This window comes from Nostoc sp., assembly GCF_036919555.1.
Lineage (GTDB): Bacteria > Cyanobacteriota > Cyanobacteriia > Cyanobacteriales > Nostocaceae > Nostoc.
Genome location: NZ_JBALCS010000091.1, coordinates 45,339 through 57,649 on the forward strand (window position 1 = coordinate 45,339; position 12,311 = coordinate 57,649).

The 12,311-nt window shown below is 42.7% G+C and carries 11 protein-coding genes and 2 pseudogenes; 7 read left to right on the forward strand and 6 right to left on the reverse strand.

Annotation, left to right across the window (positions count from 1 at the left end; all coding sequences use genetic code 11):
* Window positions 1-70: 70 nt before the first annotated feature.
* The 6 genes and pseudogenes from V7K36_RS25135 to V7K36_RS25160 form a co-directional block, all read right to left on the reverse strand.
* Entirely contained in the window at window positions 71-403 is a 333-nt protein-coding gene (locus tag V7K36_RS25135) for a type II toxin-antitoxin system VapC family toxin (protein ID WP_335120361.1), read from the reverse strand.
* Window positions 404-473: 70 nt separating this feature from the next.
* Window positions 474-701: pseudogene (locus V7K36_RS25140) on the reverse strand (type II toxin-antitoxin system Phd/YefM family antitoxin).
* A 62-nt stretch (window positions 702-763) separates the two neighbouring features.
* Complete coding sequence (locus V7K36_RS25145; RefSeq protein WP_335120364.1) at window positions 764-1,390, reverse strand: GDSL-type esterase/lipase family protein; 627 nt, start codon at window positions 1,388-1,390, stop codon at window positions 764-766.
* Between the two features lie 489 nt (window positions 1,391-1,879).
* On the reverse strand, window positions 1,880-2,218 hold the full coding sequence (locus V7K36_RS25150; RefSeq protein WP_334823745.1) for a ribulose bisphosphate carboxylase small subunit: 339 nt from the start codon (window positions 2,216-2,218) through the stop codon (window positions 1,880-1,882).
* Between the two features lie 46 nt (window positions 2,219-2,264).
* Window positions 2,265-2,672, reverse strand: coding sequence for a RuBisCO chaperone RbcX (rcbX, locus tag V7K36_RS25155; protein ID WP_335120366.1), 408 nt, complete (start codon window positions 2,670-2,672; stop codon window positions 2,265-2,267).
* Between the two features lie 126 nt (window positions 2,673-2,798).
* On the reverse strand, window positions 2,799-4,229 hold the full coding sequence (locus V7K36_RS25160; RefSeq protein ID WP_334823748.1) for a form I ribulose bisphosphate carboxylase large subunit: 1,431 nt from the start codon (window positions 4,227-4,229) through the stop codon (window positions 2,799-2,801).
* A gap of 828 nt (window positions 4,230-5,057) precedes the next feature.
* Between V7K36_RS25160 and V7K36_RS25165 the strand changes: the two genes are divergently transcribed.
* From V7K36_RS25165 to V7K36_RS25195, 7 genes and pseudogenes are all read left to right on the forward strand, one after another.
* Window positions 5,058-6,164 (forward strand): ligand-binding sensor domain-containing protein, encoded by a 1,107-nt coding sequence (locus V7K36_RS25165; protein ID WP_335120368.1) that lies wholly within the window; start codon window positions 5,058-5,060, stop codon window positions 6,162-6,164.
* A 98-nt stretch (window positions 6,165-6,262) separates the two neighbouring features.
* Complete coding sequence (gene panB / locus V7K36_RS25170) at window positions 6,263-7,033, forward strand: 3-methyl-2-oxobutanoate hydroxymethyltransferase (RefSeq protein WP_335120370.1); 771 nt, start codon at window positions 6,263-6,265, stop codon at window positions 7,031-7,033.
* Between the two features lie 143 nt (window positions 7,034-7,176).
* Window positions 7,177-8,004 (forward strand): Rpn family recombination-promoting nuclease/putative transposase, encoded by an 828-nt coding sequence (locus V7K36_RS25175; RefSeq protein WP_335120372.1) that lies wholly within the window; start codon window positions 7,177-7,179, stop codon window positions 8,002-8,004.
* 125 nt (window positions 8,005-8,129) lie between these two features.
* Window positions 8,130-8,321 (forward strand): annotated as a pseudogene (locus V7K36_RS25180) (Uma2 family endonuclease); the annotation flags it as partial.
* Between the two features lie 298 nt (window positions 8,322-8,619).
* Window positions 8,620-10,506 (forward strand): ABC transporter ATP-binding protein, encoded by a 1,887-nt coding sequence (locus V7K36_RS25185; protein WP_335120373.1) that lies wholly within the window; start codon window positions 8,620-8,622, stop codon window positions 10,504-10,506.
* 131 nt (window positions 10,507-10,637) lie between these two features.
* Window positions 10,638-11,756: a phosphotransferase enzyme family protein gene (locus tag V7K36_RS25190; RefSeq protein ID WP_335120375.1), complete on the forward strand. Its 1,119-nt coding sequence runs from the start codon at window positions 10,638-10,640 to the stop codon at window positions 11,754-11,756.
* Window positions 11,753-12,292, forward strand: coding sequence for a DOMON-like domain-containing protein (locus V7K36_RS25195; protein ID WP_335120377.1), 540 nt, complete (start codon window positions 11,753-11,755; stop codon window positions 12,290-12,292). The genes V7K36_RS25190 and V7K36_RS25195 overlap by 4 nt, the downstream gene beginning before the upstream one ends.
* The last annotated feature ends 19 nt before the right edge of the window (window positions 12,293-12,311 follow it).

Consider the following 12,311-nt stretch of genomic DNA (forward strand, 5'->3'; position numbering starts at 1 on the left):
TAAAGTAATGTTAAGTTTTTTTGGTGATAACTGTTTATTTATCTATCTTTTGGTATAAAAGGAGCGCTACTTACCACAAACGCTCAATTGGATAGGCGTCAAAAGTTTTATCAGCACTCAATATAAATATATTTTCAACTACCGACTGTGCAATTAAAATTCGATCGAATGGGTGACGATGATGCAGAGGTAGTGTGGCAACAATAGTAATATTGTCTATAGTAATTGGCAGTAATTCAATACCATTCCTAATTATTTGCTGTTCGATAAACTTGTCAAAAGCCAGACTAAAGTTGAGTTTACTAATACTGTGCTTAATTGCCATTTCCCAAACACTAGCAATACTCAGTAGATTCAGATTATTTTCAATTTGCGATCGCTTCCAGCGGGCGCTCCGCGCCATCGCATACTAATGCTGATTCTGGGATCACCTATCACAAACCAAATAAAAATATGAGTGTCCAGTAGTTGCCTCATTCCATATATTCCTTAAAATCTTCTAGTGGTTCATCAAAGTCATCAGATATTGTCACAAGTCCCTTGGCACTACTAAACTGAGGACGGCGTTGAACTGGTTACACAGGAGTTAACCTCACCAAATGTTAATTATCTTTGATGATAATAATTTCCTCACCACTGAGTGCTGCTTCAATTAAATCGGGTAAGTTTTCAGATGCTTCAGCGAGAGTAATTTGCTGCATAAGTACTATCTTTGAATAATAAAGACTAAGGTGCTACCACTATCCTACCTTTGGATTATCAATTAAGTCAGACGAAACCAATTTAACCAAGCGTCCCAATTTTCTACTATTTGGGCAAGTTCTGCATAACCGCCTGCTTGAGGATGAACACCATCATTGACTCTTGCTTCATTAATCCAGATGTTTGATTTTTCTAATATCGAAAAAACGTCTAAATAAGGTATATTCAATTCATTACAAATTAAAGCAAACTGTTTAGATAAATCAGTATTTCTGTTCCTTCTTTGACTATCTTCTTGTGCTGCGTATGGTGCTAGCCCAATCATCAAAATAGGATATAACTTTTGAGCTTCACTTAAAATTTCACGAGCATTTTTAATGGAATCGGCAAAATCCACGCGAGTTTTATCATTTTCTAATGTTGTGTCATTCAATCCAAAAGAAAATACAACTCTGCCATCATATTCTTTGGGTAATCGCAGTGATACTTCCTGTAACCAACGCTTTGCTATATCAGTACTCGTATCTCGCCTAATTCCTAAATTATAGTGGGTGATGTCATAACCTTTTTTATTAGCATTAGCACATACTCTCCCTGTCCAACCAAGACATTCTAAGTCGCCAGTGCCGTTAACGAAGGAATCACCAACAAAACAAATTCTTACTTCTTGTAGATGCTGTAATTCCATTTATTACCTTTTTAAAAAACCTTACTTTTCACGTCATGTGGAAAAGTCTACGAAAAACCTAACCCCCTTCCCGATGCGGGAAGGGGGAAAATTCAAAGTCTCTCTCCTAGAAGGCTACCGTGTACACACAAGTCTTTCTTGAAGCAATTTAGGCTTATATCGAATACTCCAAAGAAACCTCACCCTGGTTTTGCTTCCGCAAAACCTGTCCCTCTCCTTACTAAGGAGAGGGATTAAAGATAGGACAGGGTGAGGTTTTTGTTTTGTTTTGGGTAATTCGATGACTTGTGTGTACACCGTAGCCTAGAAGGAGAGAGAAATAGAAGTGAGGTTTTCCAGATCCCGTGAAAAGTCAGCTTAAAAAACGCAGAGAACAACTCCGCATCCCTTAGCGTACCTTTGCATTTCAAAACAAATCTAGCAAATAGGAGAGGCAGATAATTCTACCTCTCCTATAGGGATAAACCCATTACTTAAAGCTTGCTAACTTTAGTATTTGTTAGGTTTGTTGGGTTTGTGAACAATAAAGCTGAGAATTTGGCACTGCTTGATGTTGTCAAAACCCACAACCCGAATATAGCTGGTGTTGAATTGAGAACGGCATCCTTGAACTTCGCTCAATACTTCTTGAGTCGATCTAGCACCAAACAAAGGCAACTTCCACATTGTCCAATATAATTCTGTTGGCTCAGAAGTTTCGTTAAACTCAATCGCTGGAATGTAACCTTGATTCAAAATGTACTGGATCTGCTTGGCAATTTGAGCATCAGACAGAGGGGGGAGATAAGAAAGGGTTTCGTAACGACGCTCTTTTGGTAAAGTTTGCATAGCTTTTGATAATGGGTGGCGATTTTTTACTACTAGGTTGACCGAACTAATTAGATAAGTTATCTAAATTCGGATCTGAACTTGCTTGCTGTTCTGGTTGCAGACTGGGGTTTAATGTGTCTATTCGAGTGATGCGTTCTAAATGCTGGCGACGTTGTTCCATGTTGGCTTGCTGAATGCCAGTACGAACCATTTCGGGTAAAAATTCTATGATTTCTTCCGCAATGTGTTCCCTGACAGTCATGATTCGCAAAGCCAAATCTGGTTTTTCGTGCAACAGTTGCTCAATGTATGATTCACCATTCTGAATTTTGCCAGACGAAAAGTTATGCAACCAAAGTTCTAATGGAGGATTTGTTTCGCCTAGCTGTGCCAACACTGTCCTTAGAGCCTGATAAGTCAGATAACTTTGGAGAGTCTTGGCTGTGTCCTTCGCAATTTGCTTAAGATTCATGCTTGACCCCAGCCGTCAACAGTTATGAGTTATGAGTTAAGAGTTATGAATTATGAATTAATGTAACTCTTAACTCCTGTAGAGATGCGATTAATCGCGTCTCTACTTCTAACTCTTAACTTTTGATCAGACGGTATCCATCGCTTCAAACTCGAACTTGATTTCTTTCCACAGTTCGCAAGCAACGGCTAATTCAGGAGACCACTTAGCGGCTTCGCGGATAATGTCGTTACCTTCACGAGCCAAGTTACGGCCTTCGTTACGAGCTTGGACGCAAGCTTCTAAAGCTACGCGGTTAGCTGTAGCCCCAGGAGCATTACCCCAAGGATGTCCGAGAGTACCACCACCAAATTGCAGCACGGAGTCATCACCAAAGATTTCTACGAGTGCAGGCATGTGCCAGATGTGGATACCACCGGAAGCAACAGCAAATACTCCAGGTAGAGAAGCCCAGTCTTGGGTAAAGTAGATACCGCGAGACTTGTCTTGTTCTACGTAGTTTTCACGCAACAAGTCAACGAAGCCCATTGTGATACCGCGTTCACCTTCTAGCTTACCAACCACTGTGCCGGTGTGGATGTGATCACCGCCGGACATCCGCAGGGCTTTAGCCAAAACGCGGAAGTGGATACCGTGGTTCTTTTGACGGTCGATTACGGCGTGCATAGCCCGGTGGATGTGCAACAGGATACCGTTATCACGACACCAACGAGCCAATGTGGTGTTGGCGGTGAAGCCTGCGGTGAGGTAGTCATGCATGATGATGGGCTGTTTGAGTTCTTTAGCGAACTCAGCCCGCTTTAGCATTTCTTCGCAGGTGGGGGCGGTGACGTTCAGGTAGTGACCTTTGATTTCACCGGTTTCAGCTTGAGCTTTGGTAATAGCTTCAGATACGAACAAGAAGCGATCGCGCCACCGTTGGAATGGAGCGGAGTTGATGTTCTCGTCGTCTTTGGTGAAGTCCAAACCACCACGTAAGCACTCATATACAGCGCGTCCGTAGTTTTTAGCGGAAAGACCTAATTTGGGCTTAATTGTACAACCCAACAAAGGACGACCGTATTTGTTTAACTTGTCACGCTCAACTTGAATCCCGTGGGGAGGCCCTTGGAAAGTCTTCAGGTAAGCTATAGGAATCCGTAAGTCTTCCAGACGTAGCGCCCGCAAAGCTTTGAAACCAAATACGTTGCCCACAATCGAGGTCAACATGTTTGTTACAGAGCCTTCTTCAAACAAATCTAAAGGATAGGCAATGTAGGCGATGAATTGGTTGTCATCACCAGGAACTGGTTCGATGTCGTAGCAACGACCTTTGTAGCGATCGAGGTCGGTGAGCAAGTCTGTCCACACAGTTGTCCAAGTACCAGTGGAAGACTCAGCCGCTACAGCCGCAGCTGCTTCTTCGGGGGGAACTCCAGGCTGGGGTGTAACGCGGAATGCCGCTAAAATGTCTGTATCTTTAGGTGTGTAATCCGGTGTGTAATAAGTTAGTCTGTAATCTTGAACCCCGGCTTTATACCCAGTTTTGCTCTGAGTCTTAGTTTGAGCGTAAGACATATTTTATCCTTCTCAGAAGTCTCTCTTTTACTTTTGAACCTCACATGACTAAAAGCCACGCGATTCCTGCTTCAGCGATCTCCGCCTGAATTGCTCCAGGTCTTATAAGTTCTCTACAGGCGTTTAAAGCCTCCGGCGCACTGACGGCGGCTAATCAAATCACGTTTTGTGCAACTTTTCCTTACCGCGCTCCTTCTCCCTCTGAAGAGGGAAGAAGATCAGGAAAACTTTTTTTAAGGGTTGCTTTTGGCAGAGGGTAGAGTTTTTAACACTGGACACTTTAGCAGAGGTGGTAATCCTCCTCACCAGTGATCTCACCTTCTAGGGGTATACAACTTAGCACTTCTACTGTTCCCTGTTATACAAAACTTGACCAAACTTATTTAAAGCTAGCCATTCAACTAAAGTTTCCTTTAGAGGGTCTGCTTCTTGCTTCATCCAAAAGAGTCGGCTCCAACAGTCCCCAAGCGTAAAGAAAGGGAGTAGCCCTCCCGACTTATACGAAACAAAAAGAATTGCACACCACATAATTTGTAGCTTGTCTCACAATATATCAAGAATTTGATAAGTTATTCTTTGAAAGTTTTTAACTTATCTATTTAATTTTGTTATCACATAAAGATTTAAATACTTTGTAACAAAAAGTTTACAAAGTGTGATCAATAACTGTTGGGGAGTGGGGAGAGACGCGATTAATCGCGTCTGTGATAAGAATTCTTTGCCCAATGCCGAATACGCATTAAATTTGAAAAAAATTGCCTATGACGTTTAAAAAATGCCAGCTGGGGGAACACTGGAATTAACCCAAACAGAGTTTAGGTAGCGGCTATGGGTACTGTCTCCAAAGGAAATGTCACCGTGGTATTGTTTTGCAAGCGTACTAGTTTATCGATTAGTTCTATTTTGTTGGGGTTGATAGCTCTGCCAAGTATGGGATTGGCACAAAAAACCCCTGAGATTAATTCGTCTGATGTAACCCCTGCTTACCCACCTTCCCCACCGCCACCGCGAGTGGAACCCTTGCCCAATCAGCGAGGAGTGCAAGAACATTCGCCAGAAATTGATTATCGTGTGGGTAACTTACTGGCAGATGTTACAGGCAATCTTTGGGTAGCTTCTGGGCGGGGACTATCGCGGATTGATCCTAAAACTGGCAAGATTATTTCTCGTGTTAGCTTACCAAGTGTTGCCATCGGTGCTTTAGCCCAAGACAAAGTAGGACGTTTGTGGGTGGGAAGTTCTGAGGGACTGATCCGGGTAGACCCCCGCACTAACGAAATCACCGCGCAGAATTTATTTTTGCCTTCTAAACGGGTGTTATCTCTGTTACTTGACAAACGGGGTTATTTGTGGGCTGGAACTGATAATGGTTTAGCTTTAATTAGTCCCGACCAAGGCTTGATTATGACAACATTAAAAAATCTGCCTGGTGTCAGCGCTAACACCCTGACTTTAGATGCTGAAGGTCAACTGTGGGTTGGCACCCTTGATGGATTAGTGCGGGTAAATACTGGCAGTGCTGCGATCATGAAGTGGATAGCGGATTTACCAGGGACGACTGTACAAGCTTTAGCTATTAGTCCAGAAGGATTAATTTGGGCGGGAATGCCGAATAATTTGCTAGTTATTAACCCCAAAACTGGTGCAGTGTTGCGGTCTGTGACTCGCCTGCGTGGGCGTAACGTGACAGCAGTACGTTTTGCTAAAGATGGTAGTGTCTGGGTCGGAACTAATAATGGTTTGTTACGATTAAATCCCAATACAGGAGCTGTGTTAGATGCAGAAGTTGCTGGGCTTCCTTCTAGCCGGGTTCTTGCCCTTGCACCTGACATTAGCAATAAATTATGGATCGGCACTAGTGAAGGTCTAGCTTGGTTAATGCCCAAAATGGGTAGTGCAAAACCCCATATTGCTTTCAGTCACGCTGTTAAATGAGGGAATGGGGAGTGGGGAGTGGTGAGTGGGGAATGGTGAAATTCTCTACTCCCTCCTTCTACTTCCTACTCCCTACTCCCCACTCCCTAACTAGAAAAATGGCAATCACTACGCAGCAATTAATTCAATGGAAACAACAGGGACGTGCAATTGTGGCGTTGACGGCCTGGGATTATGCGATCGCTCAACTCCTTGACGCAGCTGGTGTAGACTTAATCCTGGTGGGTGACTCTATGGCAGTAGTTTTAGGGTATAAAACAACACTACCCATTACTCTGGATGAGATGATATACCACGCCAAATCTGTGCGTCGAGGAGTTAAACGCGCATTAGTGGTTGTAGATTTACCATTTTTGACCTATCAAGAAAGTCTCCAGCAAGCGATGCACTCAGCTGGGCGGGTACTGAAGGAAACAGGCGCTCAAGCGGTAAAATTGGAAGGTGGCTATCCAGCGATCGCCGAAACTATAGCTCGTTTGGTAGAAGCTGGAATTCCGGTAATGGGCCATGTAGGTTTGACACCGCAATCAATACATCAACTGGGTTTGCGACAACAGGGAAAGAGCCAGGAAACGGGAGAAAGAATTTTAAATGAAGCGCTCGCTCTTGAACAAGCTGGTGTATTTTCTTTAGTGTTAGAGCATATCCCCGCAGATTTAGCAATGCAGATTACAGAAAAACTGAGCATTCCGACAATTGGTATCGGTGCCGGATCTCACTGCGATGGACAGGTTTTAGTTACCTCAGATGTCATCGGACTTACCGAAAAGCATCCACCATTTGCCAAGGTTTACACGAACTTGCGGGAGACGATTACCAAAGCTGTACAAGATTATGCCCTAGAAGTGCGCGATCGGAAATTTCCATAACAGTTTCCAGAAGCATGGATTTTATTCTCAAAGAACACAAGACGCTGCCAAATAGCTAGTTTTCCCTATGAGATAATTTATGCAATCAGAGAGCAGCACATTATAAAATTGCTAAAGTTCAAAACTGTGCTACAACATCCAGAGTGAAAACTGACAGCATATTTTATCGCCTATTTCAAGAATTCCCCAGTATCTTCTTTGAACTAATTGGCAATCCTCCCGAAACTGCAAATACCTATCAATTCTCTTCAGTTGAAATCAAACAAACTGCCTTTAGAATAGATGGTGTATTTCTTCCTATTCAAGACGAAGAAAATCCGATTTATTTCCTTGAAGTTCAATTTCAACCAGACTCAGATATTTATTTGCGCCTAGTTTCGGAAGTATTTCTCTATTTGCGGCAAAAGAAATCTAAAAATTCTTGGCGAGGAGTGGTGATTTATCCTACTAGGAGTATTGATACAGGAGATACAAAAGATTGTCACGAGTTTTTTACTAATCAACGTGTGACGCGAATTTATTTGGATGAATTAGGAGAAACAGCATCACTTCCCATAGGGATTGCTACTATAAAATTAGTAATTGAAAATGAAGATACAACTATTACCACCGCCAGAGAACTAATCGACCGTACCAAACAAGCGGTAAATTTGCAACTGCCACAAAAACAATTACTAGAATTAATAGAGACAATCCTGGTTTATAAATTTCCTAACATAAGTCGAGAGGAGATAGAGGCGATGTTTGGGTTAAGTGAGTTAAAGCAAACGCGAGTTTATCAAGAAGCTAAACAAGAAGGTAAACAAGAAGGTAAACAAGAAGGTAAACAAGAAGGTCGTTTTGAGGCAAAATTAGAAGCTGTACCTAAACTGTTAGCACTGGGTTTAAATGTAGAACAGATAGCACAGGCGTTAGATTTAGATATTTCACAAGTCCAGCAAGCAGTACAGGAAACGCCTCTAAATCAATAGTATCGAGAGGAGATAGAGGCGATGTCTGGCGACAAGCCGCTTTGTGTTTACGCATCTTAAGATTAACGCGATCGCTATCTCAACTAGAAATATCAGCTAAAAACCCCATATTTGGAGGTACAGCAATGGTACAACAAGTCACACCAGAAACCACCATCGAAGTCATCTACCCGGAAAGCGACGGACAGCCAATGGCGGATAATACAGAACAATTTGCATGGATTGTCAAAATTAAAGAAAATTTAGAAATCTTATTTGCATCCCCAGCTGATATATTTATCGCCGGAGATTTGTTTTGGTATCCAGTTAAAAGAAACTTTCTAGGATTTGGTGGTGTTGGCGTACCCATGATTCTACGGCACACAAGCGAATGGACGATCCGATTCAAATAAAAATTGATACAAACGAGTAGGGCATAGTATCCTCGCAACATTTTTGCGAAGATACCATTGACAATTTGCAGAGATCACAGGCAGTTATACATCGCAAATGCGTGTATATTGTGGAAGTATGCGGAAAACTGTCAAGGAGTGTAAAAACCAAATTTACCAACAGATACATCAAAACTATTGTTAAAATCAAATAATTTTAAGTTAATATTCATACCCAACTCCTATGAGAGAAACTGTCCTAGAGGTTCGCAATCTACAAGTTGAATTTCCCAGTGATGGCAATGTCGTTAGAGCTTTGGATGGTATTTCCTTTGCGCTGCATCGAGGCGAGACTCTAGGAATAGTAGGAGAGTCGGGAAGTGGTAAATCAGTGACAGCCTTAGCTGTAATGGGTTTGTTGCAAACTCCGGGTATAGTTACTGGCGGGGAAATCTGGTTTCGTCCGCAGGAGAATGCTAACGCCATCAATTTGGTAAAATTGCCTTCTGAGCAAATGCAGCTACATCGGGGTGGCGATATCGCCATGATTTTTCAAGAACCCATGAGTTCGCTCAATCCGGTTTATAACATCGGGTTTCAGCTAATAGAAGCGATTATGCGGCATCAAAATGTGTCAGCATCCCAAGCACGACAAATTGCGATCGCAGGTCTGCAAGAGGTAAAACTTCTACCGAGCGATGAGGAAATACAACAGCAGTATACCGAAACTTGGCATCAAACCAACAGCAATTCATCGAAACTAGATCCATCAAAGTTGCCAGAGTTGGTTAAAGAACACAAAGAAGTCATGCTAGAACGCTACCCTCATCAACTTTCTGGGGGTCAGTTGCAACGCGTGATGATTGCAATGGCAATTTCCTGCAACCCATTAATCTTAATTGCCGATGAACCAACCACAGCCTTAGATGTGACGGTGCAAGCGACAATTTTGGAGTTAATCCGAGAATTGCAACAAAGCCGTGATATGGCAATGATTTTCATCACCCACGACTTGGGGCTAATTTCGGAAATTGCTGACGAAGTAGCGGTGATGTATAAAGGTAAAGTTGTCGAATCTGGTACTTCTGAGCAAATTTTCAGCAGTCCTCAGCATCCATATACTAAAGGTTTGATCGCCTGTCGCCCCTCACTTGACCACCGTCCCCAAAAATTACTCACTGTTTCTGACTACATGAGTACAGAAGAGACACCAACGGGACAATTCGTAATTCAAGCGAAAGAACCCGCACAACCTACAGAAATCACTACCGAAGAGATTGCTGCAAGATTGGCAAACTTCAATGAGAAGGAACCTCTGCTGCAAATCCGTAACCTGAAAGTTGGTTTTCCAGTGCGCGGGGTGTTTGGTGGGACAAAACGCTACAATATGGCAGTTAATGGCGTTTCTTTTGATGTCAAACCAGGTGAAACACTAGGTTTAGTGGGAGAATCTGGTTGTGGTAAAACCACCCTTGGCAGAACCTTGCTGCGATTAATTGAACCGATGAGTGGTCAGATTATCTTTGAGAAACAAGATATTACTAGCCTCAAAGGAGAACCGTTGCAAAAACTGCGGCGGGAAATGCAAATAGTCTTCCAAAATCCTTTTAGTTCCCTTGATCCCCGGATGAAGGTTGGGGACGCGGTGATGGAACCATTATTAATTCACTCCGTTGGTAAGACCAAGCAACAACGACGTCAGCGAGTAGCCGAACTCTTAGAAAGGGTAGGATTGAGTGCAGATGCGATTAACGGCTATCCTCATCAGTTTTCTGGCGGTCAACGCCAACGGATTTGCATAGCCCGTTCTTTGGCGTTAAATCCTAAGTTTATCATCTGTGATGAATCAGTTTCAGCCCTGGATGTTTCAGTCCAGGCACAGGTATTAAATCTTCTCAAAGAATTACAGTCAGACTTTCAGCTTACTTATATTTTTATTTCTCACGATTTAAGTGTGGTGAAATTTATGAGCGATCGCATTTTAGTAATGAATCGTGGTCAAATTGTTGAAGAAGGGACAGCCGAAAGCATTTACCTGGAACCCAAAGAGGAATACACGCAAAAATTAATTGCTGCGATTCCGACTGGTAGTGCTGAACGTATGCGAAATCGTCATCTGAGGGCTTTATAGAAAGGTGAAAAGGACGGTTAGAAATGAAGGAGCCTTATTATGAATTACGAATTATCTTGACACTTGCGCTACGATATCCCCTATTGCCTTCGGGCAATATACGTGAGAAGTAATGTAGGTCAAACACAAACATGACAGAAGAATTTAATACACAGGGGGCAGAAAATCTAGTTGCGATCGCTGATCAATTCGCCCAATGGGGAAAGGTTACAGAGGTTAAAGCCTTTGGTAGTGGTAATATCAATGACACATTCTTAGTAACTCTGGATTCCTTAGAAGAACAACATTTTGTCCTGCAACGCATCAACACGCAGGTGTTTCTTCAGCCCCAACTGATTATGCAGAATATGCGTATCTTCACTGAGCATGTTCAGAAAAGGTTACAATATACCCCACTCAATCGTCGCTGGGAAGTGCCACGCGTACTATTAACCAAGGATGCTGAAGATCACTGGCGGGATGCAGATGGCTCCTTTTGGCGGGCGATTAGCTTTATTGGAAGCTCCCAGTGTTTCGATAGTATGCGCGATCGCTCATACGGGAAAGAAATCGGTTACGCCTTGGGGATGTTCCACAATCTGATCAGCGACTTACCACCGGAAAAACTCGCCGACACCCTTCAAGGGTTCCACATTACACCGCTTTATCTCCAGTATTATCAGGAAGTGTTGGCGAAAAGTAGTGTGCGTCAATCTTTGGAAGTTAATTATTGCTTAGAGTTTGTTAGCGATCGCCAAAGCTTTGCACATATCCTAGAAAATGCCAAATCTGAAGGCATTCTCCCCCTGCGTTTGATGCACGGTGATCCCAAAATCAACAATGTCATGTTTGACACTGTTACTCAGCAAGCCGTCAGCGTCATAGACCTCGACACTGTTAAACCTGGTTTGGTACATTACGATATTGGTGATTGCTTGCGATCGGGTTGCAATCCGGCTGGAGAAGAAACCGAAAATTGGGAAAGTATTTATTTCGATACTGATCTATGTCAGGGAATTCTAAAAGGTTATCTCTCAGTGGCAAAGGTATTTCTGACTGAGAATGACTATGCTTATATTTACGATGCAATTCGTCTGATCACCTTTGAACTAGGACTGAGATTTTTTGCTGATTATTTAGCAGAGAATGTCTACTTCAAAGTTAAGCACCCAGAACATAATTTGGCCAGAGCGATCGTCCAGTTTAAGCTGACCGAAAGTATCGAATCTCAAGAGACGCAGATTCGTAAGATTATCAAAGACATGAAATGAACCACCAGACATTTTCCCTGCAACCTTTTCCTTCGACAAAATCCCTGCCTAATTTCAAAATTGCAGGCAATATCGACCGAAATTCTCATCAGCTTACCATCCGCTACACCCTTGGAGGCGACTTAAAAGAAATTGCCATAGCCCCACCATCAAACGCACAATTGCGAAAGCCCGAATTGTGGAAAGACACTTGCTTTGAGTTCTTTATTAGCATCAAAGATTCTCAACGGTATTGGGAATTCAACCTTTCCCCCGCCGGGCATTGGAATGTCTATCGCTTTGATGGATACCGTCAAGGAATGCAAGAGGAAACAGCTTTTACAATACTTCCGTTTAATGTTCAAAATCAAGCTGAGGGTTTAGCACTTGTGTTAGATGTCGATTTGGATAAAATCCTCTCGGTAAAACAAGCGATTGAAGTTGGCATTACTACAGTTATTAAACACAGAAATGGTGAGGTGACTTACTGGGCATTAACTCATCAAGGCACCGAGGCTGACTTTCATCTGCGGGATAGTTTTATCGTTGAGTTATAAAGACTGATTAGCGAACGTC

Excerpts from the sequence above, each read along its gene's own strand:
- V7K36_RS25135 (WP_335120361.1), bottom strand. The coding sequence starts at position 403 with ATGGCGCGGAGCGCCCGCTGGAAGCGATCGCAAATTGAAAATAATCTG.
- V7K36_RS25145 (WP_335120364.1), bottom strand. The coding sequence starts at position 1,390 with ATGGAATTACAGCATCTACAAGAAGTAAGAATTTGTTTTGTTGGTGAT.
- V7K36_RS25150 (WP_334823745.1), bottom strand. The coding sequence starts at position 2,218 with ATGCAAACTTTACCAAAAGAGCGTCGTTACGAAACCCTTTCTTATCTC.
- rcbX (WP_335120366.1), bottom strand. The coding sequence starts at position 2,672 with ATGAATCTTAAGCAAATTGCGAAGGACACAGCCAAGACTCTCCAAAGT.
- V7K36_RS25160 (WP_334823748.1), bottom strand. The coding sequence starts at position 4,229 with ATGTCTTACGCTCAAACTAAGACTCAGAGCAAAACTGGGTATAAAGCC.
- V7K36_RS25165 (WP_335120368.1), top strand. The coding sequence starts at position 5,058 with ATGGGTACTGTCTCCAAAGGAAATGTCACCGTGGTATTGTTTTGCAAG.
- panB (WP_335120370.1), top strand. The coding sequence starts at position 6,263 with ATGGCAATCACTACGCAGCAATTAATTCAATGGAAACAACAGGGACGT.
- V7K36_RS25185 (WP_335120373.1), top strand. The coding sequence starts at position 8,620 with ATGAGAGAAACTGTCCTAGAGGTTCGCAATCTACAAGTTGAATTTCCC.
- V7K36_RS25190 (WP_335120375.1), top strand. The coding sequence starts at position 10,638 with ATGACAGAAGAATTTAATACACAGGGGGCAGAAAATCTAGTTGCGATC.
- V7K36_RS25195 (WP_335120377.1), top strand. The coding sequence starts at position 11,753 with ATGAACCACCAGACATTTTCCCTGCAACCTTTTCCTTCGACAAAATCC.